Origin of the sequence: Mycobacterium malmoense, assembly GCF_019645855.1 — a bacterium.
GTDB lineage: Bacteria > Actinomycetota > Actinomycetes > Mycobacteriales > Mycobacteriaceae > Mycobacterium > Mycobacterium malmoense.
On the sequence record NZ_CP080999.1, the window covers coordinates 1,906,550 to 1,929,763 of the forward strand.

A 23,214-nucleotide genomic window follows, 5' to 3' on the forward strand; every position below is an offset into this window, starting at 1 on the left:
GACCTAGCTTCCGCTGACCTCCAGCACGGCGGCCATCGCGGCCAATTTCGCCTCATGCTGGTTGGCGTGGTGTTGGCAGAAGAGAAGCTCCGCTCCTGAAGGCAGCTTGGCACGGACACGAGCCGCGGCACCGCAACGGTCGCAGCGGTCCGCTCTAGTCAGCTCGGGACTGGTCAGAGTTGCGTTCATGGCTTCTCCGTTCTCGTACATTCACTCTCTCAGACGTATGGGGTTTTCGCGTTGTTCCCCGATCGTTGTCGGGTGTGTCGTTTCTCACGGAGTTCTCACGCCCGCCCGGCGCGCTCTCTAAGGTGGCCGACTGTGGCCTTTCCTGCCGGCGTACTGGTGCATTTGTGCGCGGTCGACGAGTGGTTTGGTGCCCGCAGCCGCGGCGGGATTCGCCCCGAGGCGTCCGGCTCGGACGCCGAGGCCGGCTACATCCATCTGTCGACGCCCGAGCAGGTGCATCTGCCGGCCAACCGGCTCTACCGCGGTCGCGACGACCTGGTCCTGTTGCACGTCGACCCGGCCCTGCTGGACTCACCCGTGCGGTGGGAGCCGGGGGTGGCGACGGATCCGGAGTCGATGCTGTTCCCGCATCTGTACGGTCCCCTGCCGGTGCGCGCCGTCGTCAAGGTCACCGCCTACCCGCCGGCACCCGATGGCACCTTCCCGCCCGCCGAGCCCACGTAGCCTGCCCGGCAACGCCTCTGGCGGGTGGTCGGACCGGCTCGTCAGTCCAGGTAGTCGCGCAAGACCTGGGAACGGCTGGGGTGGCGCAGCTTCGACATCGTCTTGGACTCGATCTGGCGGATGCGTTCGCGGGTCACCCCGTAGACCTGGCCGATCTCGTCGAGGGTGCGGGGCTGGCCGTCGGTGAGGCCGAACCGCAGCCGTACTACGCCGGCTTCACGCTCGGACAGCGTCTCCAGCACCGACTGCAGCTGGTCCTGCAGCAAAGTGAACGACACCGCGTCGACGGCGACCACGGCTTCGCTGTCTTCGATGAAATCGCCGAGCTGGCTGTCGCCCTCGTCGCCGATGGTCTGGTCCAACGAGATCGGCTCGCGGGCGTATTGCTGGATCTCCAGCACCTTTTCGGGGGTGATGTCCATCTCCTTGGCGAGCTCCTCGGGCGTGGGCTCGCGGCCCAGGTCCTGGAGCAGCTCACGCTGGATGCGGCCGAGCTTGTTGATCACCTCGACCATGTGCACCGGGATGCGGATGGTGCGGGCCTGGTCGGCCATGGCGCGGGTGATGGCCTGGCGGATCCACCACGTCGCGTAGGTGGAGAACTTGTAGCCCTTGGTGTAGTCGAACTTCTCGACCGCGCGGATCAGGCCCAGGTTGCCCTCCTGGATGAGGTCGAGGAACGCCATGCCGCGGCCCGTGTACCGTTTGGCCAGCGAAACCACCAGCCGCAGGTTGGCTTCCAGCAAATGGTTCTTCGCGCGGTCGCCGTCGCGGCAGATCCACGTCATGTCGCGGCGCTGGGCGGCGGGCAGTTTGTCGCCGCGCTCGGCGTGCTCGGTCATCAGCTGCGTGGCATACAGACCGGCCTCGATCCGCTTGGCCAGCTCGACCTCTTCCTCCGCGTTGAGCAGCGCCACCTTGCCGATCTGCTTGAGGTAAGCGCGCACCGAGTCCGCGGAGGCGGTGAGTTCGGCGTCCTTGCGGGCCTGACGCAACGCCTCGGATTCGTCCTCGTCCCAGACGAAATCGCCGGAGGCCTTGTCCTTTTCGCTGGGTTCGGCGATCTCCTCGTCGTCCTCGGCGGGAGTTTCACCGGTCGCGGGCGAGGCGGCCTCGGCATCCTCGCCGTCGCCGGGGTCCAGGTCGGCCTCGGCCGGGTCGAGGTCGGCATCGGGTGCCACCTCGTCTTCCAGGTCTTCGAGACTGAGGTCGGCCTCGATGTCGATGTCGTCGCCGGGCTCACCGTCGAGATCCGGTTCGGCATCGAGATCGTCGACTTCAACGTGGGAGCCGTCGGCGTCCAGGCCGGCGTCGGGGTCCTTGGGGGCGGCCTTGGATGCCGCTTTCGTTCCGCGGGCCGACGGCGCCTTGGCGGCGGCGCCCTTGGCCGGGGAGCGGGTCTTCTTGGTGGCGTCGTCAGCCCCCGCGGCCTCGTGTCCCTGCGCGGACTTGGCGGGCCGCGGCGCCGCCTTGGTGGCCCGTTTTGCCGGGGCGGAGCCGTTGGCGGCCTTCGCCGCCGGCCGTTTGGTGTGGGACGATGGAGGCTTCGTGGCGGTGCGCTTCACCGGCTCATCGGTTGCCGGACTTGCCTTGGTCGCTGCCACGTACACCCCTTCGGTCGGACTCACTTCCGGTGGGTCTGGGCATGGTCAACCGAAAGTGTCTGCTATGTCGAATGTCGGCGTTGGTATCAGCGTGAGTGTGTTCGCACGCTTTCAGTCGGGCGGTCGCCGAGGACCATTGTAACGACAGTGCGCGCCCGTACCGGCCTACCGGGCAAAATCAGTGCGTCACGTCGGAGGTGGCGGCCATGGCCGCACCCACGATGCCGGCGGTGTTTTCCAGGGCGGCGGCCACCACCGGCGTGCGGTTTTCGAGCAACGGCAGCCATTTGTCGGCCTTGCGGCTGATGCCGCCGCCCGCGATGAACAAATCCGGCCAGATCGCGTTCTCGATGGCCACCAGCACCCGAGTCACCTGCTTGGCCCACCTCTCGTAGCTCCAGCCGTTCCTCTCTTTGACCGACGACGCCGCGCGTTGCTCGGCCTCCTTGCCGCCGACCTCGAGATGACCCAACTCGGTGTTGGGTATCAGCGTCCCGTTGTGGATGACCGCGGAGCCGATTCCGGTGCCGAACGTCAGCAACACAACCAGGCCGGACCGGTCTCTACCCGCCCCATAGTGCTGCTCGGCAAGCCCGGCCGCGTCGGCGTCGTTGAGAACCGTGACCTCCTGGCCGTCGAGCTCGGCGCTGATGATGTCGCGTGCGTTGGTCCCGATCCAGGACTTGTCGACGTTGGCCGCGGTCTGGACGACGCCGTGGGTGACGACGCCGGGATAGGTCACCCCGAGCGGGCCGGTCCATCCGAATCCGTTGACGACCTCGGCGATGGTCTTCGCGACGGCCGACGGTGTCGCCGGTTGCGGGGTCAATATCTTGATCCGCTCGCCGATCAACAGCCCGGTGTCCATGTCGACGATGCCGCCCTTGATGCCGCTGCCGCCGACGTCGACGCCGAACCCGCGGCGCTGCGACGCGCCGGTGTCCGTTGCGGCGCTGGGCGTGTCGGTGGTCGAGTCGGTGCTGGTCATCGAAACTCCTCAGCGAGACTGGGACTGTCCGCCCACCTTAGCCCGGCGACGATGCGGCCCGTGGCCGCTGAGAAGCCGGGCGATCGGTCTTAGCCCGGCGACGATGCGGCTTAGGGGTGCTGTGGGGGTCCCCCCGCTTGCGGGGGAAAGCCGGGCGATCGGTCTGAGCCCGGCGACTGTGATGCGATAGAGCGGTGATGCGACCTGACGGCGGTTCCCGGGAGCCCGCACCGCTGCGTTCGGTGGCCGAGACGCTGGCCGCCGAGGCCGCCGAATTCGTGAGGCGCCGCCGCGCCGAGGTGTTCGGCACGAAGGCGGAAAGGGCGGCCCGCGGCGCGGTGCGCTCGAAGAGCACCCCGACCGATCCGGTGACCGTCGTCGACACCGAGGCGGAGCGGCTGTTGCGCGAGCGGTTGGCGGCGCTTCGGCCCGGTGACCCCATACTCGGGGAGGAGGGCGGCGGGCCCACCGATCCGGCGGGCACCCCCGCCGGATCGGTCACCTGGGTGCTCGATCCCATCGACGGCACGGTGAATTTCGTCTACGGCATCCCGGCGTACGCGGTGTCGGTCGCCGCACAGATCGACGGCGTGTCGGTGGCCGGCGCGGTCGCCGATGTCGTCGCCGGGCGCGTGTACTCGGCGGCGACCGGACTCGGCGCGCATGTCACCGACGAGCAGGGGACGGACCCGTTGCGGTGCGCCGCCGTCGAGGATTTGTCGATGGCGTTGCTGGGCACCGGTTTCGGTTACTCACGGCGGCGCCGCGCGACCCAGGCGGCGTTGTTGGCGCGCATGCTGCCGGTCGTCCGCGATGTGCGTCGCATCGGTTCGGCGGCGCTGGACCTGTGCATGGTCGCGGCGGGCAGGCTGGACGCCTACTACGAACACGGACTGCAGGTGTGGGATCGCGCGGCGGGCGCGCTGATCGCGGCCGAGGCGGGGGCCCGCGTGTTGCTGCCGGCGCACGACGGCCCGGGCGGCGGCGGGTTGGTGGTGGCCGCCGCGCCCGGAATCGCCGACGAGCTGTTGGCCGTCCTGGAGCGGTTCAACGGCCTGGACCCGATCCTGGATTGACCGCCTCAGCAGCTGCTGGCGTGAATCTTTTGCAGCAGCGCGGGATCTGACGGCTCGGTGGCGCCGGGCCGCAGGGTGGCCAGCACCGCATCGATGTCGTCGTTGTGGGCCAGCGCCGTGAATTCCGTGCCGAGAGCCAGGTCGACGGAGTCGTCGGCGCGGTTGTCGTTGAACAGTTCCATGCACGGCGCCACCAGCCACACCGCGGCCGCGGTGGCCTGCCCGGCCGTGCCGAAGCGGATCTGGCCTTGGCAGTTGAGCCTGGTGCCGGCATAGATGGGGTCGTTGGTGGCGGTCGGCTGCGCGAAGCCCAGGTCTTTCATCGCGCCGGCGACGTCGGCGGCCTGTCCGCCACGGCCGCTGGCGTTGAGGACGCGGACCTTGGTGTCGCCGAGTTTGGCGGGGGCGACGTCCGCCATCGCCGACCGCGGCACTTGCTCGCCGAGCTGGGCCGGCGCCGACCCGGCCGGTTGTGGCGGTGGATTGCACACGGTGGCCTCGTGCACCTTCGCCGGTCGCGTCAGCGCAACGGTCCACACCACTCCCGTCACCAACACCAGGAAGACCAACACGAAAATGGCGGGCCGGGCATTGCGTCGCCGAAAGGGCCGACCGTGCTTGTCAAAAGCGGTACCCTCGGTGATTTGTGCGACCACGGTTGCACTCTAAACGCACTGTTTAAGGCTCGGGACAAGGGCCGAACCGGCGGTGTGACGTAAATCACACATTAATGGGCTGAGATACGGGCACGAATCATTTGGTCAGCGCGTTCGACGCTGGTACAAAGCGTTGCTTGAGATAACGAGGGCATGCAGAGGAACAGGGCAGGGGAATAGATATGCCTACCGACTATGACGCTCCGCGGCGCACCGAGACGGACGACGTCTCGGAAGACTCGCTGGAGGAGCTCAAAGCACGACGGCACGAGGCGGCCTCGGCCGTGGTCGATGTCGACGAATCCGAGTCCGCTGAGTCTTTCGAGCTGCCTGGCGCCGACCTTTCCGGTGAAGAGCTGTCGGTTCGCGTCATTCCGAAGCAGGCCGACGAGTTCACCTGCTCGAGCTGCTTTCTGGTGCAACATCGCAGCCGGCTCGCCAGCGAGAAGAACGGCGTGATGATCTGTACCGACTGCGCAGCCTGATAGGTCAGCTGCGTAATGCCGACAGCACCCGCTCCGTGTGACGGCAGCTCACCAGCCAGTACGGCGTCGGGTCGTCCGGGTCATCGAGGACCGCCAGAATCATCGGTCCAACCCATGCCCGGTGCAGCACGTAGGCCGCCGGGTCCAGCTGGCGGCCCAGGGCCGCGGACTTCGCGGAGCTCGTTATTTCGGCGGACCGGGCGATGACGTCGACCGGCAGGTGCGCCTCACCGGCCCACAGTTCCACGCCGCCCGGGACGGTCGAGTCGGCGACGACGCGGATCTCGATGCGGCCCAGCCACAACAGCACCGCGGCCGCCACCGTGAACAGTATTGCGAACGGCAGCCAGTCGGGCAGGGCGCGAACACCGAGGTTGACCTCGAAAGCGATGAGCCCCGCCAGCCCGAAGCCCAGCGGCCACCACCACCATGGCACCCAGAGCCGTTCGCGATATCGCACGCGCTGCGGCGCGACGCGGGTACCGGACACGCGGTCAAGGGTAATCTGTGGCCCCGTGTCGACTAGTCTGGCCATCGTCCGTCTTGACCCCGGCCTGCCGCTGCCCCAACGCGCCCACGACGGCGACGCCGGGGTCGATCTCTACAGCGCCGAAGACGTCAAGCTGGACCCGGGGCGGCGGGCCCTGGTGCGAACGGGCGTCGCGGTCGCCATTCCGTTCGGAATGGTCGGCTTGGTCCATCCTCGCTCGGGATTGGCTGCGCGCGTTGGGCTTTCGATCGTCAACAGTCCGGGCACGATCGACGCGGGCTATCGTGGCGAGATCAAGGTTGCGCTGATCAACCTCGACTCGGTCGAGCCCATCGTGGTGCACCGCGGCGACCGCATCGCCCAGTTGCTGGTGCAGCGGGTCGAATTGGTAGAGCTGGTTGAGGTTTCGTCGTTCGACGAGGCCGGGCTGGCCCAAACATCCCGTGGCGACGGTGGCCACGGTTCCTCCGGAGGACATGCGAGTTTGTGACCGCCGGCGACGATGCAGAAAGGAGTCGCGATGAGGTGGGGGTACCACCCGCGTGCGGGGGAGAGCGGCGCTTGTGATGGCATTCGGTAGACGCTCAGGCAAAGACGACAACGAAGACACGTCCGTCGGGCCGGCCGGCGAACACGCCGAACCCGAGGACGGCGTCGCGGCGCAGGCCCCCGCGGAGCCGGATGAGGCAGAAGAGCTCTCAGAAGAGCTCGAGGGCCCGTTCGACATCGACGACTTCGACGACCCCGCGGTCGCCGAGTTGGCCCGGCTCGACCTGGGCGCGGTGCTCATTCCCATGCCGGACGCTGGGCAGCTGCAGGTCGAGCTGACCGAGACCGGCGTCCCGAGCGCCGTGTGGGTAGTCACGCCGAACGGTCGTTTCACCATCGCCGCCTATGCGGCACCCAAGACGGGCGGGCTGTGGCGGGAGGTCGCCGGCGAGCTCGCCGAGTCGCTGCGCTCGAACTCGGCCAACGTCAGCATCCAGGACGGCCCGTGGGGTCGCGAAGTCGTCGGTGTCGCCGCCGGCGTGGTGCGTTTCATCGGGGTCGACGGCTACCGCTGGATGATCCGCTGCGTCATCAACGGCCCGCACGAGACCATCGCGACGTTGGACCGGGAGGCGCGTGCGGCGTTGGCGGACACCGTCGTTCGTCGCGGTGAGACGCCGCTCCCGGTACGGACGCCGCTGCCCGTGCGGCTGCCCGAGCCGATGGCCGAACAGCTGCGGGCGGCCGCGGCCGCGCGACAGGCCGAGGCTCAGCCGGCCAACGAGCCGGCGGCGCGGCGCAGCGCCGACGGATCGGCCATGCAGCAGCTGCGCACCACGACCGGCGGCTGACTGCGGTCAGAGGTCGGCGAGGGCGGCCAGGCAGGCCGCCCCCAGCGCGGCGGGGTCCGCGCCGATCTGATCCAGCGTCACCGCCCGCAGCGCGGCCCGCGGCGCGGCGGCGACCCAGTCGACGGCCACCTGCAGCGGGTGGATCGGATCGTCGACCGCGGCGGCCACCGCCAGCGGCGCCGCCAGCCGGGACAGGTCGGCGCAGCTCGGCGCGACGTAGGCCGCCGCTGCTTCCATGGCGTCGGGCAATTGTGGCCACTGGGCACGCCACGACCGGGTCAGCTCGTCGGCCAGCCACGGCGGGCTGGACGCCCGCATCTGCGTGGTCGTTGCCGCCAAGCCGTCCGCACGCAGCCGGGACGCCGAATGCCGCGCCGCGAGAGCCGCCGGCGCGGCCGCGGGGGCGCCGGCCCAGGCCGGCAGCGCGGCCAGGACGGCGATCGCCTGACCGGGATGGGTCAGCGCCCACGCGGCCGCCACCGCGGCGCCGATCGAGACACCGCCGACGCCGATCGGGCCCAGCCGCGCGGCGCCATCGAGGGCGGACAGATAGCCGTCGATCAACCGGCCCGGCTGGGGTCGCGGGGCCACCAGCGACGCGCCGGCTTGGCGCAAGGGGCCGGAAAACGCCCGGTGAACGTAGTTGTCGTCGGAGCCGGTCCCGGGTAACAACACCGTCGTAACACCGCGCAGATCGACAGCCACCCCTCGATATTGCCCGGCCGTCACGGATGCTCCAACACCGCGTTTGGTTCGGTTGGCGCTCGGGAACCAAGAGGTCTACGGTGTCCGTTGCATAGATCGAAGCACCGAGGCTTTATCAGCATTGTCAGGAGCGGCCATGGGGGCTCAAGGTTATCTGCGCCGGCTCACCCGCCGGTTGACAGAGGACCCGGAGCAACGCGACTCCGAGGAGTTGTCCGACGAAGTCGCAAGTACCGGCGCGCAACGTGTGATCGACTGCGAGCGTGGCCAGGAGGTCACGATGGTCGGCACCTTGCGCAGCGTCGAAACGAACGGCAAGGGTTGTTCCGGCGGGGTTCGCGCCGAATTGTTCGACGGCAGCGACACCGTCACGCTGGTGTGGTTGGGGCAGCGCCGCATTCCCGGCATCGACTCGGGCCGCACGCTGCGCGTGCGGGGCCGGCTGGGCAAGCTGGAGAACGGAACCAAGGCCATCTACAACCCGCACTACGAAATTCAGCGGTGACCGTCCCAAGCGATTTCGGGGGCGAGTCCGCCGCCATCACTCGTCGCACCAGTCCGGAACGGCTGCTGGCGCAGGTGGGCGGGGTGAGCGGCATCATCTACTCGTCGCTGCCGGTGGTGACCTTCGTGGTGGTTTCCGGCATGTCCGGCTTGTTGCCCGCAATCGGATCGGCGCTGGGCGTGGCGGCGCTGGTCTTGCTGTGGCAGCTGATTCGGCGGGAATCGACGCGGCCGGCCTTGTCCGGGTTCCTGGGGGTCGCGGTCTGCGCGCTGACCGCCTACCTGGTGGGGCAGTCCAAGGGCTACTTCCTGTTGGGCATCTGGACGTCCTTGCTGTGGGCGGCGGTCTTCGCGGTGTCGGTGCTGATCCGCCGGCCGCTGGTCGGCTACGCCTGGGGCTGGGCCGGTGGGCGCGATCGCGGCTGGCGCGACGTGCCCCGGGCCGTCTACGCGTTCGACATCGCCTCGCTCTGCTGGACACTGGTGTTCGCCGCCCGGTTCGTGGTCCAGCGGCACCTCTACGACGCCGATCAGACCGGTTGGCTGGGGGTAGCGCGGATCGGGATGGGTTGGCCGCTGACCGTGCTGGCCGCACTGGCGACCTACATGGCGATCAAGGCCGCTCGGCGCGCCATATCGGCGCAAGAGGCGGCCGGCGCCGACACCGTCCGCGACTAACCGGCTTTATGGCCCGCCAGCCTCGCCGGTGGCCGGCAGCAGCAGCTTGCGCAGGTCCTCCTCGACCTCGGTGACCGCGACGAAGAGCAGCTCGTCGCCGCCTTCCAGCGGCTCGTCGGCCTCCGGCACGATGACTCGCGGGCCGCGCAAGATCGTCACCAGCGCGGCATCCCGTGGCAGCTGCAGCCGGCGCACCGGCTTGCCGCCCCACGGCGTGTCGTCCGGCAGGGTGATCTCGACCAGGTTGGCGTGGCCCCTGCGGAACTCCATGAGCCGCACCAGGTCGCCGACCGCGACGGCCTCCTCGATCAGCGAGGCCAGCATGCGCGGCGTGGACACCGCCACGTCTACACCCCAGGCGTCGGTGAACAGCCATTCGTTGCGGGGATCGTTGACCCGGGCCACCACCCGCGGTACCGCGAACTCGGTCTTGGCCAGCAGGGACAGCACCACGTTGACCTTGTCGTCGCCGGTCGCGGCGACCACCACGTCGAAATCCTCGAGGTGCACCGACTCCAGCAGGCTCAGTTCGCAGGCGTCGCCCAGGCGCCAGTGCGCGGCCGGGATGGCGTCGACTTCGACGTGGTCGGGGTTGCGTTCGACCAGGGTCACGTCATGGCCGTTGGCCAGGAGCTCGCGGCTGACCGAGCGGCCGACCGCGCCGGCCCCGGCGACAGCTACTTTCACTTCTGCGGTCCCGTCTCGAGATCCTCGCTCGGCGCCATCGCGGCGATGGCCGCCGCCTCGGCGGCGCGACCGGATATTGCGGCGATGTAGACCTGATCACCGGCCTGGATGACGGTCTTCGGTTCCGGCAACACACCGGTGCCGAACCGGATCAAAAACGCCACCCGGGCGCCGGTGGCCTGCTCCAGGTCGGTGGCCCGGTGCCCCACCCAGTCCTCGTGCAAGTTGACCTCGGCCACGGCGACGGTGCCGGTGGGATCGCGCCATTTGGCGGTCTCGCTTTCCCGGGTGAGCGCGTTGAGCAGGCGATCCGTGGTCCACGGCACCGTCGCGATCGTCGGGATGCCGAGGCGTTCATAGACCTCGGCCCGCTTGGCGTCGTAAATCCGGGCGACGACGCGCTGGACACCAAAGGTCTCCCGGGCCAGCCGGGCCGAGATGATATTGGAGTTGTCCCCGGAGGACACCGCGGCGAACGCCTCGGCCCCCTCGATGCCGGACTTCAGCAATACGTCCCGGTCGAATCCCTGGCCCAGCACCCGCTCGCCGGCGAACTCCGAGCTGAGCCGGTTGAACGCGGCGCCGTCGCGGTCGATGACCGCCACCTCGTGGCCGATTCGGGAGAGCGCGTCGGCCAACGACGAGCCCACCCGGCCGCAACCCATCACCACCACGCGCACTTGAGGTCCTCTCGGCTGCGTCCTGCGCTCTTCGATCGGCAATCCGGCTTGGCCAGCCGATTTCAATCCGTCCGGAACATTCTCGCCTACGAAACGCTAGCAAGCCCGCCTGGGCTTACCCTTGGCTCTCGTGTCCAAACTTTCCACCGCCGCGCGTCGGTTGCTTATCGGTCAGCCGTTTCGCAGCGACCGGCTGAGTCACACCCTGCTGCCCAAGCGGATCGCCTTGCCGGTGTTCGCCTCCGATGCCCTGTCCTCGGTGGCGTACGCGCCCGAGGAGGTCTTCCTGATGCTGTCGGTGGCCGGGGTGACCGCGTACGCGCTGACGCCGTGGATCGGTCTTGCCGTGGCCGCGGTCATGTTGGTCGTGGTGGCCAGCTACCGGCAGAACGTGCACGCCTACCCGTCGGGCGGCGGCGACTACGAGGTGGTCACCACCAACCTCGGCGACACCGCCGGCCTCGTGGTCGCCAGCGCCCTGATGGTGGATTACGTTCTCACCGTTGCGGTTTCGACGGCATCAGCGATGTCGAACATCGGCTCCGCGATCCCGATCGTGGCCGAACACAAGGTGTTCTTCTGTGTGGCGGCCATCGTGCTCGTGACGGCGTTGAACCTGCGCGGGGTCCGCGAGTCCGGGGTGGCTTTTGCCATCCCGACCTATGCGTTCATCGTCGGAATCCTCATCATGATCGGCTGGGGACTGTTCCGGATCTTTGTGCTGGGTGATCCGCTGCGGGCGGAATCCGCCGGTTTCCAGATGCAGGCCGCGCACGGCCAGGTCGTCGGTTTCGCTTTGGTGTTCCTGGTGGCGCGGTCGTTCTCCTCGGGGTGTGCGGCGCTGACCGGTGTCGAGGCGATCAGCAACGGGGTGCCGGCGTTTCAGAAACCCAAGTCGCGCAACGCCGCGACGACGCTGCTGATGCTGGGAGCAATCGCGGTGACCCTGCTGATGGGCATCATCGTGCTGGCCCAGAAGATCGGGGTTCAGCTTGTCGAGGATCCCGCAACGCAGCTGTCCGGCGCCCCACCGGGTTACTACCAGAAGACCTTGGTCGCGCAGCTGGCCGAGACCGTGTTCGGTAGCTTCCACCTCGGGTTCCTGCTGATCGCCACGGTGACCGCACTCATCCTGGCGCTGGCGGCCAACACCGCGTTCAACGGGTTCCCGGTGCTCGGCTCGGTCCTCGCGCAGCACAGCTACCTTCCGCGCCAACTGCACACCCGCGGAGACCGATTGACGTTCTCCAACGGGATCCTGTTCTTGGCGGTGGCGGCCCTGTTGGCGATCATCGCGTTCCGGGCCGAGGTCACCGCGCTGATCCAGCTGTACATCGTCGGCGTGTTCATATCCTTCACGCTGAGCCAAATTGGCATGGTCCGGCACTGGACCCGGTTGCTGCGCACCGAGACCGATCCGTCGGCGCGGCGCAAGATGATGCGCTCGCGGGTGGTCAACACGGTCGGCTTGCTTTCCACCGGCGCGGTGTTGCTGGTGGTCCTGGTCACCAAGTTTGTCGCCGGGGCGTGGATCGCCGTCGTCGCGATGAGTGCGCTGTTCATCATCATGAAATTGATTCGTCGGCACTATGCCACCGTCAGCCGGGAATTGGAGGAGCAAGCCGCCGCCCAACACGACGTGGTGTTGCCCAGCCGCAACCACGCCGTGGTGCTGGTGTCGAAGTTGCACCTGCCGACCCTGCGCGCACTGGCCTACGCGCGCGCGACCCGCCCCGACACGCTCGAGGCGCTCACGGTCAGCGTCGACGACGCCGAAACCCGCGACCTGGTGCACAGGTGGGAGGACAGCGATATCAGCGTGCCGCTCAAGGTCATTGCCTCCCCGTACCGTGAAATCACCCGTCCGATACTCGACTACGTCAAACGGGTCAGCAAAGAGTCGGCGCGCACCGTGGTGACGGTGTTCATCCCCGAGTATGTGGTGGGCCATTGGTGGGAGCAGGTGCTGCACAACCAAAGCGCGCTGCGGCTCAAGGGCAGGTTGCTGTTCATGCCCAACGTGATGGTGACTTCCGTTCCGTGGCAATTGAATTCGTCGGAGCGACTCAGGACGTTGCAGCACCACGCGGCGCCCGGCGACGCCCGTCGCGGAATCTTCGATTGAGCGTGGCGCCCGCCGACGACGAACTGACGGTGGTCACCGGCGCCCCCGCCAACGGCGGCAGCTGCGTGGCGCACCACGACGGCCGGGTCGTGTTCGTCCGCCACGCGCTGCCCGGCGAGCGGGTGCGGGTGCGGGTCACCGCGGACCGCGGCTCCTATTGGCACGCAGAGGTTCTCGAGGTGATCGAGCCGTCGGACGAGCGGATCCCGTCGCTGTGCCCAATCGCCGGGGTGGACGGTGCCGGGTGTTGCGATCTGGCGTTCGTCGTCCCGGAGGCGGCCCGCGTGCTCAAGGCGCAAGTCGTGGCCAACCAGTTGCAACGGCTGGGCGGACACCGCTGGGGCGGCCCAGGCACGGGAGCCGAACCGCTGTCGGATTCCGGTCCCACCGGTTGGCGCACCAGGGTCCGGCTCGACGTGGGCGCCGACCGTCGCCCCGGGTTCCACCGGTACCACAGCGACGAGCTGGTGACCGACCTGCGCTGCGCGCAGCTGCCGGCCGGGATGCTCGACGGCCTGGCTGAGGCTTGCTCTAAGGCTGACTGGCCTGCCGCCACCCAGCTGCACGTGGCCCTCGACGACGATGGCGAGCGCCACGTGGTGCGCACGCTGCGGCAACGCAACCGGACCGCGACCGAGGTGGTGGAAGGCAGCTACGAGGCGGTGCAGCGGGTGGGGGCGCGCGGCTGGCGGGTGCCCGTGACGGCGTTCTGGCAGGCGCACCGGGACGCCGCGCGCGTCTACAGCGGCCTGGTCGCCGACTGGGCGCAGCCCGGCGCCGGCATGACCGTCTGGGATCTCTACGGCGGCGCGGGCGTTTTCGCCGCGGCGCTCGGCGAAGCGGTGGGGGAGACGGGGCGGGTGCTGACGGTCGACACGTCGCGGGCTGCGACGCGGGCGGCCCGGGCCGCGCTGGCCGACCTGCCGCAGATCGACGTCGTCACCGATTCGGTGCGCCGCGCGCTGACGGCGCAGCGGGCGGGCGCCTCAAGGGCAGACGTGGCGGTGCTGGATCCGCCGCGCACCGGCGCCGGGCGCGACGTCATCGACCTCCTGGCCGCCGCCGGGGTCCCACGGGTGGTGCACATCGGCTGCGAGGCGGCGTCGTTCGCGCGCGATATCGGCCTGTATCGCGGCCATGGCTACACCGTCGAGAAGCTGCGGGTGTTCGATGCGTTCCCGTTGACCCATCACACCGAATGCGTGGCGCTGCTGACCCGTTAGGCTTTCACCGCCGCGCCGAGACTGCGCTCAGGGTGCCGGTAACGCGATTGCACACGCTCTACGCGCAGACTCGGCGCCGCCACCGCAGTCTCGCCTCAGCTCAAGACGAAATACCGCAACCACAGGTACAGCGCGGACAGCCCGACGGACGTCAACGTCACGACCATCCCCTTGCGGGTGAATTCCCAAAAGGAGATGGGACTGTCGGCGCGCCGGGCGATTCCGAGGATGACGACGTTGGCGCTGGCGCCGACCGCGGTGAGGTTGCCGCCGAGGTCGGTGCCCAAGACAAGCGCCCACCACAGCGCCTGCTGATGGACATGGCTCCCGATCGATGGGAGCAGTTGGGCGACGATCGGCGCCATCGTCGCGGCGTACGGGACATTGTTGATGATGCCGCTGAGCACGAACGACGCGGCGAGGATCAACATCGTCGTCAGCAGAGCGTGCCCGCCGGTCGCCTCGGTGGCCCACCGCGCCAGCTGATTGACGACGCCGGTCTTCACCAGCGCGCCCACCATAACGAACAGGCCGGCGAAGAACAGCAGCGTGTCCCATTCGACGCCGGCCAGATAATCCGAGTGTTCCACCCCGGAAATCACGATGAGAATGCCGGCGCCCAGCAGGGCCACCAGCGACGGTTCCATATGTATTGCGGAGTGGGCGACGAACCCGGCCAGCACCGCCGCCAGGACGACGCCGCATTTGATGAGCAGCCGCGGGTCGCGGATGGCCTCACGCTCTTCCAGCGACATGACGTCGGCGACCCGCTCGGGATCGACGGCGAACGCGCCCGGGAACAGGCGCGGTAACAGCGCGGCGAAGACGCCGATGATGACGATCACGATCGGGGCCAGGTGGATCAGAAAGTCGTTGAAGCTCAGGCCCGCCCGGCTGGCAATGATGATGCTGGGCGGATCGCCGATCAGTGTCGCCGTGCCGCCGATGTTCGACGCGAACGCCTCGGCCATCAAGAACGGCGCCGGCCCGATCGCCAGCCGGTCGCACACCAGCAGCGTGACCGGGGCGATCAACAACACCGTCGTCACGTTGTCCAGCAAGGCCGACGCGACCGCGGTGACCAACACCAGCAGGATCATGATGCGCAGCGGGGAGCCGCGGGCGCGTTTGGCGGCCCAGATCGCCGTGTATTCGAACACGCCGGTCTGCCGCAACACGCTGACGATGATCATCATGCCGAGCAGCAAAAACAAGACGTCCCAATCGATTCCGGTGTCGCGGGAGTAGAACACGTCGTCGGAATTGATCACCGGCAAGACGATCATGATCGCCGCGCCCGCCAGCGCCACCGTCGTCTTGTGGACGCGATCGCTGGCGATCAGCGCATAGGCTATGACGAACACAGCGACCGCGACGATGCTCATCGATTGTCCTGTGTGCTCAAGGGTTTGGCGTCAGTGTTTTAAAGCCGCGGCCAGTAGGCGCGAGGCGGTAATGACGCCGACCAAGGTCTTGTCCTTGACGACGGCGATCAGCGGGCTTCGCAGCCGCGCCATCACCGCGGCCACCTCGATGATCGTGTCGTCCGCATGGGCCCACGGCACATTGGTCAGGTGGTCCGGCAGCATGTCGCCGACCGTCTTGCCGCCCAACTTATCCGCGGCGCGGTCGGCCACGGATTCGGTGAGCACGCCGGCCAGCGAAGGATCGTCTTGCACGTATTTCGGCACGATGAAGCGGACGACCTGGGAAGCCGGCAGCACCGCGAAGGGTTGTCCGGAGCGGTCGGTGACGACGATCCCGGGCAGGCGGTGCTCGGCGAGCAGGCGGGCGGCGTCGAGGGCATCAGAGTCGACGGTGACCACCGGGAAGTCCTCGGCGAGTTCCGCGGCGCGCATAGTGCAGACAATACGGCGAGAAGCGGTCCAGCCCGCCGGGTGGCCGCGTTAAGCGGTAGTGATTCGGCGGTCGCTGCGTAGACTGACGGGATGCTGGAACAGATCCGCGGGCCCGCCGATCTGCAGCACCTTTCCCAACAGCAGCTACGCGATCTGGCTGCCGAGATTCGCGAGTTCCTGATCCACAAGGTTGCCGCCACCGGGGGGCACCTGGGGCCCAACCTCGGCGTCGTCGAGCTGACGCTGGCGCTGCACCGGGTGTTCGACTCGCCGCACGACCCGATCATCTTCGACACCGGTCACCAGGCTTATGTCCACAAGGTACTGACGGGACGCTGCCAGGACTTCGAGAGCCTGCGCAAGAAGGGTGGGCTGTCGGGATATCCGTCGCGCGCCGAGAGCGAACACGACTGGGTGGAGTCCAGCCACGCCAGCGCGGCGTTGTCGTATGCCGACGGCTTGGCCAAGGCGTTCGAGTTGACCGGGCACCGCAACCGGCACGTGGTCGCCGTGGTGGGCGACGGCGCGCTCACCGGCGGCATGTGCTGGGAGGCGCTGAACAACATCGCCGCCTCCCGCCGCCCGGTGATCATCGTGGTCAACGACAACGGCCGCAGCTATGCGCCCACGATCGGCGGCGTCGCCGACCGCCTGGCCACGCTGCGGTTGCAGCCGGTCTACGAGCAGGCCCTGGAGAAGGGCCGCGACGCGGTGCGCTCGCTGCCCCTTATCGGCGGGATCGCCTACCGCTTCATGCACAGCGTCAAGGCCGGCATCAAGGACTCCCTGTCGCCGCAGCTGCTGTTCACCGACCTCGGCCTGAAATACGTCGGCCCGGTCGACGGCCACGACGAACGCGCCGTGGAGGCCGCGCTGCGCCATGCCCGTGGCTTCGGCCGCCCGGTGATCGTGCACGTGGTGACCCGCAAGGGCATGGGCTACCCGCCGGCCGAGAACGACGAGGCCGAGCAGATGCATCAATGCGGTGTCATCGACCCGCTGACCGGGGCGGCCACCTCGGTGAGCGCGCCCAGCTGGACGGCGGCGTTCTCCGACGCGCTGATCGAGTACGGCGCCAAACGCCGGGACATCGTCGCCATCACCGCGGCCATGCCGGGCCCGACCGGGCTGGCCCCGTTCGGGGAGCGGTACCCGGACCGGTTGTTCGACGTCGGCATCGCCGAGCAGCACGCGTTGACGTCGGCGGCCGGGCTGGCGATGGGCGGGCTGCACCCCGTGGTGGCGGTCTATTCGACCTTCCTCAACCGGGCGTTCGACCAGGTCATGATGGATGTGGCGCTGCACAAGCTGCCCGTGACCCTGATCCTGCATCGCGCCGGCATCACCGGCCCCGACGGCGCCAGCCACAACGGCATGTGGGACCTGTCGATGCTGAGCATCGTGCCCGGGATGCGGGTGGCCGCACCCAGGGATGCCGCCCGGTTGCGTGAGGAACTCGGGGAGGCGCTCGACATGAACGACGGCCCGACGGCGATACGGTTCCCCAAAGGCGATGTGGGCGAAGACATTCCGGCCCTCGAGCGTCGCGGGTTGGGCGTCTCGGCCGTGGACGTGCTCGCGGTGCCGGCCGGCGGATTGAACCACGACGTGCTGCTGGTCGCCATCGGCGCGTTCGCGCCGATGGCGCTGCAGGTGGCCAAGCGGCTGCACAACCAGGGGATCGGTGTCACCGTGATCGACCCGCGTTGGGTGCTGCCGGTGTCTGACGGTGTTCTCGAACTGGCGGCGCGGCACAAACTGGTCGTCACGCTGGAGGACAACGGCGTCAACGGCGGTGTGGGTTCGACGGTGTCGGCCGTGTTGCGGCGAGCGGAGATCGACGTGCCCTGCCGCGACGTCGGGCTGCCGCAGGAGTTCTACCAGCACGCCTCGCGGGGTGAGCTGCTGGCCGATCTCGGGCTGACCGACCAGGACGTGGCCCGCCGCATCACCGGTTGGGTTGCTGCGCTCGGCGCTGCCGTTCCTGAAGCCGAAATCCGCGAGCGTCTCGACTAACGGCGGCTACTCGGCCGGCGGCTGCAACGCCGCCGCCAAAACGGGCACCACGAGTTCTCGCTGCCACGGGCGCGCCTCCCCGGCGCGCAGGAATTCCTCGACGGCCTCGACCGGATCCGTTGCGGCCTCCCAGTCCCAGCACAGCCGTCGCACCAGGTCGGGTGAGATCAGGTTCTCCGTGGGAACCCCGACCCGCCGCGACACTTCCCCCAGCGCCGCCCGGGCCGTCTCCAGCCGCGCGGCGGCCTCCGGCTTCCGCCTGCTCCACCGCGCCGCCGGCGGTGGGCCGTTCGGCTGCTCGCCCTCGTCCGGCGGCTCTTGGGTTTTCCGGGCCGCTTCCAGCGCCGCCAGCCAGACGTCGGCGCCGCGGCGTTGGTTGCGCCCACCGAACACCGGCAATTCGACCAGGTCCTCGACGGTCTTCGGATCGGTGAGGGCGGCGTCGATGATGGCGGAATCCGGCAGGATGCGGCGGGGCGCCACGTCACGGCGCTGGGCGATGTGGTCGCGCGCCAGCCACAATTCGCGAACCGCGGCCAGGCCTCGCCGGTCACGGACCCGGTGGATCCCCGACGTCCGTCGCCAGCGGTCCCGTCGCGCGGCCGGCGTGGCCTCTCTGGAGGCCTCTCCGGTTTTGAAGATCCGTAGATAGTCGAATTCCTGTGCGGCCCACTCGGTTTTGCCCTGTTCGGCCAGGACATTCGCGATCGCCGCGCGCAGCTCGATGAGCAGCTCCACGTCCAGGGCCGCGTAGTTGAGCCATTCGACGGGCAGGGGGCGCTTGGACCAGTCCGCCGCGCCGTGGCCCTTGGCCAGCCCGAAACCCAAAAGCCGCTCGACCATGGTCGCCAGGTTCACCCGGTCGAACCCGGCCAGCCGTCCGGCGAGCTCGGTGTCGTACAGCGCCGGTGGCCGCATGCCGACCTCGGCCAGGCAGGGCAGGTCCTGATCGGCGGAGTGCAGGATCCATTCGTCGGTGCCCAGCACCTCGGCGACGGGTCGCAGCGCGGTCAGCGGGTCGGCGCCGTGGCTGACCGGGTCGATGAGCACGGTGCCGGCGCCGGCGCGCCGGATCTGAATCAGGTAGGCCCGGTTGGAGTAGCGGAAACCCGAGGCTCGCTCGGCGTCCACCGCAAACGATCCGCGCCCGCGGGCCAGGAGTCGTGCGGCCGCCTCGATCTCGCGGACGGTCACGGAGAGATCGGGAATGCCGTCGGCCGGGTGGAGCAGCGGGGTGGGTTCGGGCGCGGTGCTGCCGGGCCCGGGGGCCGCCGGTTCGCACATGTCAGGCGCGTGACCGCGAGCCCAGGTCGGTGACCCCGGTCGGCGGTAGGCCCGCGGCGTGTTCGAGCACGTCGCAGAACGCCTTGACGTGGACCCCGACTTCGGGGGTGGTCGCCGTCCACGATGCCCGCAGCTCCAGCTGGTGGGCGCGTGGCGGCCCGGAGATGTCGCCGTAGCGCACCGATGTGGTGGCGGTGACGGTGCCGCCCAGGGCGGTGAAGTGCTCGGTGTGGGCCTCCAGCGCATCGACCAGCCAGCTCCACGCCACCTCCGGCAGCAGGGGATCGACGGCCTCGGTGGGGTCCAGGTCGGCCTGGATGTAGGCGACCAGGCGGATGGTCCCGTCCCAGGCGTCGGCGCCGTCCGGGTCGTACAACAGAATCAGCCGGCCGAACGCTTCTTCGTTGTTCGGGCCCTCGGATCGCTCCGGGATGACCTCGCGGTCGGGGTGTTTGACCTCGGCTCCCAGCGCGTAGCTGTAGGGCGCCAGCCGCTGCGGCGGCCGGATCGGGCCCAGCTCGATCTCCGGCCGCACGGTGACGGTGTTCATCGCCGCTACCGCCTCGCGGAATGGGGCCGGTTCAGCTGACGTCAATGGCGCCGCTCCTCTTCGTCGCTCCCGTCCCCCGCAGGCGGGAGGTGCCCCCACCGCATCGTCGCAGGCGCGGGTCACAAAGTTCGACGGTAGACCCCTCGGCCGACACGCGGGAACAGGCGCGCCGGGCGGCGCACCCGTCGCGACCAAGCCGTTATCAGGCCTCATTGTGGCCGGTATTGAGCCTGCTCAGCCGGCAGTTTCCCCGGTAAACCGTGCGGGGCGTTTCTCGCGATGCGCGGCGAGGCCTTCGCGGACGTCGGGGCCGCCGAAACTGACGAATTCCAGGCCAAGCGACGTTTCGAAGGCGGGCCCGAACATGCGGTACCAGTAGTTCAGGCTGTGCTTGGTCCAGCGGATCGCGTTTTGTGCGCCCTGCGCCAGGTTCTCGGCGATGCGGGTTGCGGTGGGCAGGACGTCGTCGTCGTCGACGCAGGTCGAGACCAGGCCGATGCGCTCGGCCTCCTCGCCGAGCAAGGTCTCGCAGGTGAGCAGGTAGTACTTGGCCTTGGCCATGCCGACCAGCAGCGGCCAGCAGATCGCGGCGTGGTCGCCGGCGGCGACCCCGAGCTTGGTGTGCCCGTCGATGAATCTCGCGGTCCGGCCCGCGACCGAGATGTCGGCGAGCAGCGCCACCACCAGGCCGGCGCCGACGGCCGGCCCCCGGATGGCCGAGACCACGGGCTTGTCGAAATTGACCATGTTGAGCACCAGGTCGCGGGCCTCGCGCATGATGCGGATCCGGCCCTCGAAGTCGCCGATGGTTTCCTCGATCAGCTCGAAGCTGCCGCCGGAGGAAAAGGCTTTCCCTTCGCCGCGGACCAGGACGACCCGCACGTCGGGATCGCGATCGATCACCGGCCAGACGTCGGCGAGGTCGCGGTGCATTTGTGGCCCGACGGAGTTCAGCCCCGGGGCGTCGAGCACCAGTGTCAGCACGCCTTCCTGACCGGGTTTGTCGCCGCGCTCGAAGCGGAGGCTGGGGAACTCGTCGTAACTGGTCGGCACCGTTTTCTCCTGGGCACTGCTGACATTTACCTTGCGGTGGTTGATATTACGCAGCGGTAATTTGGCGCCCGGGACCGGCCGGCCGGGCGTCGTGGCAGCATTGACGCCAATGAAGAACCCTGCGCGTACTCGCCGCGAGCTGCCCGAGTCGCCATACCTGGCCGCCGTCACCGGGCGCAAGCCCGGCCGGGTGCCGGTGTGGTTCATGCGCCAGGCCGGTCGTTCGCTGCCCGAGTACCGGGCGCTGCGCGAACGGCACAGCATGCTGGCGGCCTGTTTGCGGCCCGAGGTGGCGTGCGAGATCACGCTGCAGCCGATCCGTCGTCACGGCGTCGACGCGGCGATCCTGTTCTCCGACATCGTGGTGCCGCTGCGCGCCGCGGGCGTCGATTTGGACATCGTCGCGGACGTCGGCCCGGTGATCGCGCACCCGGTGCGCACCGACGCCGACGTCCACGCGATGAAACCCCTTGATCCGCAAGCGATTCAGCCGGTGCTCGACGCGGTCTCGCTGCTGGTGGCGGCGCTGGGCGACGTGCCGCTGATCGGCTTCGCCGGTGCGCCGTTCACGCTGGCGTCCTACCTCGTCGAGGGCGGCCCCAGCCGCAACCACGCCCGCACCAAGGCGATGATGCTGGCCGAACCGACGAGCTGGCACGCGCTGATGTCGAGGCTGACCGACCTGACTGTCGCGTTCCTGCGGGCCCAGGTCGACGCCGGGGTGGACGCCATCCAGGTGTTCGATTCGTGGGCGGGGACGCTGTCGCTGGCCGACTACCGCCACTACGTGCTGCCGCACAGCTCGCGGGTGTTCGCCGGCCTGGCCGAATGCGGCGTGCCCATGACGCATTTCGGGGTGGGGACCGCGGAGTTGCTCGGCGCGATGTCGGAGTCGGGGGCGACGGTGGTCGGCGTGGACTGGCGAACCTCCCTGACCGACGCCGCCGCCCGCGTCCAACCCGGCACGGCGCTGCAGGGCAACCTCGATCCGGCGGTGCTGCTGGCGGGGTGGCCGGTGGTGGAACGCGCCGCGCGGGCCGTGGTCGACGACGGACGCCGCGCCGTCGACGTGGGCGCGGCCGGCCACGTCTTCAATCTCGGCCACGGGGTGTTGCCGGAGACCGATCCCGGCGTGCTGACCGAGCTGGTGTCGCTGGTCCACTCGCTATGAGGCCCCGCTCGTATTGTGTTGTGGGCGGCGGGATTTCGGGGCTGACGGCGGCGTATCGGCTCCGCGTGGCCGCCGGTGAGGACGCGACGATCACGCTGTTCGATCCCGCTGACCGGCTGGGCGGCATATTGCGCACCGAGCTGGTCGGCGGGCGGCCGATGGACCTGGGCGCCGAGGCGTTCGTGCTGCGCCGGCCCGAAATGCCGGCGCTGCTGGCCGAGCTGGGTCTGTCGGGGCGCCGGCTGTCCACCACCGGCGCCCGGCCGTTGACCTACTGCCGGCAAGAGCTGCACCCGCTTCCCGCGGGCACGGTCGTCGGGATCCCGTCGTCGGCGGCCTCGGTCGCCGGGCTGGTCGACGAGGCGACGGTCGCCCGCATCGACGCCGAGCCCGCCCGGCCGCTGGAGTGGCGGCCCGGCGGCGATCCCGCGGTGGCCGAGCTGGTGGGCGACCGGTTCGGCGAGCAGGTCGTGGCCCGGTCGGTGGACCCGCTGCTGAGCGGGGTGTACGCGGGATCGGCGGCGACGATCGGCCTGCGCGCGGCGGCCCCCGGCGTGGCGGCGGCCCTGGACGGCGGCGCCGCCAGCCTGACCGACGCGGTCCGGCGGGCGCTGCCCCCGAACGCCGGCGGGCCGGTGTTCGGGGCGCTGGACGGCGGCTACCAGACGCTGATCGACGAGCTCGTCGAGCGCGGCCGGGTGCGGTGGGTTCGCGCGGCGGTGGAACGGCTGGAGCCGGGCTGGGAGGTGCACGACGACACCGGTGCCCGCTGGCACGCCGACGCAGTGGTCCTGGCCGTCCCGGCCCCGCGGCTGGCCCGCCTGGTGCGCGAGGTCGCCCCGCGCAGCTCGGCCGCCGCGGGCCGGATCGCCAGCGCGTCGTCGGCGGTGGTGGCGCTCGCCGTGCCCGCCGGCACCCCGTTCCCGCAGTGCTCCGGCGTGCTGGTGGCCACCGGCGAGCCGCTGCGGGCCAAGGCGATCACGCTCTCGTCGCGCAAGTGGGGCTCCCGCGGGGACACGCAGCAGCTGCGGCTGTCGTTCGGGCGGTTCGGCGACGATGTGGCCGCCGGCGCGTCCGACGGCGAGCTACTCGCCTGGGCGCTGAGCGACCTGGCCACCGTCTTCGGGTTCGCCGTCGACCCGGTCGACGCCCGCGTGCAGCGCTGGATCGACGCCATGCCGCAGTACGGCCCCGGCCACGCCGACCTGGTCGCCGAGCTGCGGGCCGGCCTGCCGCCGGCCCTCGCCGTGGCCGGCAGCTACCTCGACGGCATCGGCGTGCCGGCGTGCGTCGGGGCGGCCGGGCGCGCGGTCGAGGCTCTCAATGCGGAAGTGGCACGATAGGTTC

The 23,214-nt window shown here is 69.5% G+C and carries 24 protein-coding genes and 1 pseudogene; 12 read left to right on the top strand and 13 right to left on the bottom strand.

The window, feature by feature from the left end; translation table 11 throughout:
* Positions 1 to 3: 3 nt before the first annotated feature.
* The gene (locus K3U93_RS08930; RefSeq protein WP_083010073.1) at positions 4 to 189 is read right to left on the bottom strand and encodes a DUF7455 domain-containing protein; all 186 of its coding nucleotides are present in this window, start codon (positions 187 to 189) and stop codon (positions 4 to 6) included.
* Between the two features lie 132 nt (positions 190 to 321).
* On the opposite strand from K3U93_RS08930, the gene K3U93_RS08935 reads away from it, so the two are divergent.
* Positions 322 to 693, top strand: coding sequence for a DUF952 domain-containing protein (locus K3U93_RS08935; protein ID WP_071510833.1), 372 nt, complete (start codon positions 322 to 324; stop codon positions 691 to 693).
* A gap of 41 nt (positions 694 to 734) precedes the next feature.
* Here the strand turns inward: K3U93_RS08935 and K3U93_RS08940 are convergent, their stop codons facing one another.
* Both K3U93_RS08940 and ppgK read right to left on the bottom strand, forming a co-directional pair.
* Positions 735 to 2,297: an RNA polymerase sigma factor gene (locus tag K3U93_RS08940; protein WP_083010074.1), complete on the bottom strand. Its 1,563-nt coding sequence runs from the start codon at positions 2,295 to 2,297 to the stop codon at positions 735 to 737.
* Between the two features lie 178 nt (positions 2,298 to 2,475).
* On the bottom strand, positions 2,476 to 3,285 hold the full coding sequence (ppgK, locus tag K3U93_RS08945) for a polyphosphate--glucose phosphotransferase (RefSeq protein WP_071510834.1): 810 nt from the start codon (positions 3,283 to 3,285) through the stop codon (positions 2,476 to 2,478).
* A 194-nt stretch (positions 3,286 to 3,479) separates the two neighbouring features.
* Between ppgK and K3U93_RS08950 the strand changes: the two genes are divergently transcribed.
* Positions 3,480 to 4,361: an inositol monophosphatase family protein gene (locus K3U93_RS08950; protein WP_420915385.1), complete on the top strand. Its 882-nt coding sequence runs from the start codon at positions 3,480 to 3,482 to the stop codon at positions 4,359 to 4,361.
* Between the two features lie 5 nt (positions 4,362 to 4,366).
* Here K3U93_RS08950 and cei read toward each other — a convergent pair whose 3' ends face one another.
* Positions 4,367 to 5,017, bottom strand: coding sequence for an envelope integrity protein Cei (gene cei, locus K3U93_RS08955; RefSeq protein WP_071510836.1), 651 nt, complete (start codon positions 5,015 to 5,017; stop codon positions 4,367 to 4,369).
* Between the two features lie 182 nt (positions 5,018 to 5,199).
* Between cei and K3U93_RS08960 the strand changes: the two genes are divergently transcribed.
* Complete coding sequence (locus tag K3U93_RS08960; protein WP_071510837.1) at positions 5,200 to 5,502, top strand: DUF4193 domain-containing protein; 303 nt, start codon at positions 5,200 to 5,202, stop codon at positions 5,500 to 5,502.
* Positions 5,503 to 5,506: 4 nt separating this feature from the next.
* Here the strand turns inward: K3U93_RS08960 and K3U93_RS08965 are convergent, their stop codons facing one another.
* Positions 5,507 to 5,992, bottom strand: a complete 486-nt coding sequence (locus tag K3U93_RS08965; protein WP_071510838.1) for a DUF3093 domain-containing protein — start codon at positions 5,990 to 5,992, stop codon at positions 5,507 to 5,509.
* Positions 5,993 to 6,017: 25 nt separating this feature from the next.
* On the opposite strand from K3U93_RS08965, the gene dut reads away from it, so the two are divergent.
* Both dut and K3U93_RS08975 read left to right on the top strand, forming a co-directional pair.
* Positions 6,018 to 6,482: a dUTP diphosphatase gene (gene dut, locus K3U93_RS08970; protein ID WP_071510839.1), complete on the top strand. Its 465-nt coding sequence runs from the start codon at positions 6,018 to 6,020 to the stop codon at positions 6,480 to 6,482.
* A gap of 76 nt (positions 6,483 to 6,558) precedes the next feature.
* On the top strand, positions 6,559 to 7,332 hold the full coding sequence (locus K3U93_RS08975) for a DUF3710 domain-containing protein (RefSeq protein WP_071510840.1): 774 nt from the start codon (positions 6,559 to 6,561) through the stop codon (positions 7,330 to 7,332).
* A 6-nt stretch (positions 7,333 to 7,338) separates the two neighbouring features.
* Here the strand turns inward: K3U93_RS08975 and K3U93_RS08980 are convergent, their stop codons facing one another.
* Positions 7,339 to 8,037, bottom strand: a complete 699-nt coding sequence (locus K3U93_RS08980) for a hypothetical protein (RefSeq protein WP_083010056.1) — start codon at positions 8,035 to 8,037, stop codon at positions 7,339 to 7,341.
* A gap of 136 nt (positions 8,038 to 8,173) precedes the next feature.
* Between K3U93_RS08980 and K3U93_RS08985 the strand changes: the two genes are divergently transcribed.
* Together K3U93_RS08985 and K3U93_RS08990 are read left to right on the top strand one after the other, a co-directional pair.
* Positions 8,174 to 8,542: an OB-fold nucleic acid binding domain-containing protein gene (locus K3U93_RS08985; RefSeq protein WP_071510842.1), complete on the top strand. Its 369-nt coding sequence runs from the start codon at positions 8,174 to 8,176 to the stop codon at positions 8,540 to 8,542.
* 35 nt (positions 8,543 to 8,577) lie between these two features.
* On the top strand, positions 8,578 to 9,219 hold the full coding sequence (locus K3U93_RS08990; RefSeq protein ID WP_139796846.1) for a DUF3159 domain-containing protein: 642 nt from the start codon (positions 8,578 to 8,580) through the stop codon (positions 9,217 to 9,219).
* A 6-nt stretch (positions 9,220 to 9,225) separates the two neighbouring features.
* Here the strand turns inward: K3U93_RS08990 and K3U93_RS08995 are convergent, their stop codons facing one another.
* Positions 9,226 to 9,906, bottom strand: a complete 681-nt coding sequence (locus K3U93_RS08995; protein ID WP_083010058.1) for a potassium channel family protein — start codon at positions 9,904 to 9,906, stop codon at positions 9,226 to 9,228.
* The gene (locus K3U93_RS09000) at positions 9,903 to 10,586 is read right to left on the bottom strand and encodes a potassium channel family protein (protein ID WP_083010059.1); all 684 of its coding nucleotides are present in this window, start codon (positions 10,584 to 10,586) and stop codon (positions 9,903 to 9,905) included. The genes K3U93_RS08995 and K3U93_RS09000 overlap by 4 nt, the downstream gene beginning before the upstream one ends.
* Before the next feature lie 130 nt (positions 10,587 to 10,716).
* On the opposite strand from K3U93_RS09000, the gene K3U93_RS09005 reads away from it, so the two are divergent.
* Both K3U93_RS09005 and K3U93_RS09010 read left to right on the top strand, forming a co-directional pair.
* Positions 10,717 to 12,711 (top strand): APC family permease, encoded by a 1,995-nt coding sequence (locus K3U93_RS09005; protein ID WP_083010060.1) that lies wholly within the window; start codon positions 10,717 to 10,719, stop codon positions 12,709 to 12,711.
* A 2-nt stretch (positions 12,712 to 12,713) separates the two neighbouring features.
* Positions 12,714 to 13,934 (top strand): class I SAM-dependent RNA methyltransferase, encoded by a 1,221-nt coding sequence (locus K3U93_RS09010; RefSeq protein WP_071510847.1) that lies wholly within the window; start codon positions 12,714 to 12,716, stop codon positions 13,932 to 13,934.
* A gap of 95 nt (positions 13,935 to 14,029) precedes the next feature.
* On the opposite strand, the gene K3U93_RS09015 is transcribed toward K3U93_RS09010, so the two are convergent.
* Complete coding sequence (locus tag K3U93_RS09015) at positions 14,030 to 15,319, bottom strand: ArsB/NhaD family transporter (RefSeq protein WP_071510848.1); 1,290 nt, start codon at positions 15,317 to 15,319, stop codon at positions 14,030 to 14,032.
* Between the two features lie 30 nt (positions 15,320 to 15,349).
* Positions 15,350 to 15,793 (bottom strand): CBS domain-containing protein, encoded by a 444-nt coding sequence (locus K3U93_RS09020; RefSeq protein WP_071510849.1) that lies wholly within the window; start codon positions 15,791 to 15,793, stop codon positions 15,350 to 15,352.
* A gap of 90 nt (positions 15,794 to 15,883) precedes the next feature.
* On the opposite strand from K3U93_RS09020, the gene dxs reads away from it, so the two are divergent.
* Entirely contained in the window at positions 15,884 to 17,809 is a 1,926-nt protein-coding gene (gene dxs, locus K3U93_RS09025) for a 1-deoxy-D-xylulose-5-phosphate synthase (protein WP_071510850.1), read from the top strand.
* A gap of 6 nt (positions 17,810 to 17,815) precedes the next feature.
* Here dxs and K3U93_RS09030 read toward each other — a convergent pair whose 3' ends face one another.
* The 3 genes and pseudogenes from K3U93_RS09030 to K3U93_RS09040 form a co-directional block, all read right to left on the bottom strand.
* Positions 17,816 to 19,093, bottom strand: coding sequence for an HRDC domain-containing protein (locus K3U93_RS09030; RefSeq protein WP_071510851.1), 1,278 nt, complete (start codon positions 19,091 to 19,093; stop codon positions 17,816 to 17,818).
* Position 19,094: 1 nt separating this feature from the next.
* Positions 19,095 to 19,747 (bottom strand): annotated as a pseudogene (locus K3U93_RS09035) (DUF3000 domain-containing protein).
* Between the two features lie 130 nt (positions 19,748 to 19,877).
* Positions 19,878 to 20,696: an enoyl-CoA hydratase/isomerase family protein gene (locus K3U93_RS09040; protein WP_071510852.1), complete on the bottom strand. Its 819-nt coding sequence runs from the start codon at positions 20,694 to 20,696 to the stop codon at positions 19,878 to 19,880.
* Between the two features lie 109 nt (positions 20,697 to 20,805).
* On the opposite strand from K3U93_RS09040, the gene hemE reads away from it, so the two are divergent.
* Together hemE and K3U93_RS09050 are read left to right on the top strand one after the other, a co-directional pair.
* Positions 20,806 to 21,867 (top strand): uroporphyrinogen decarboxylase, encoded by a 1,062-nt coding sequence (hemE, locus tag K3U93_RS09045; protein WP_071510853.1) that lies wholly within the window; start codon positions 20,806 to 20,808, stop codon positions 21,865 to 21,867.
* Complete coding sequence (locus K3U93_RS09050; RefSeq protein WP_071510854.1) at positions 21,864 to 23,210, top strand: protoporphyrinogen oxidase; 1,347 nt, start codon at positions 21,864 to 21,866, stop codon at positions 23,208 to 23,210. Before hemE ends, K3U93_RS09050 begins: the two co-directional genes overlap by 4 nt.
* Positions 23,211 to 23,214: the final 4 nt, after the last annotated feature.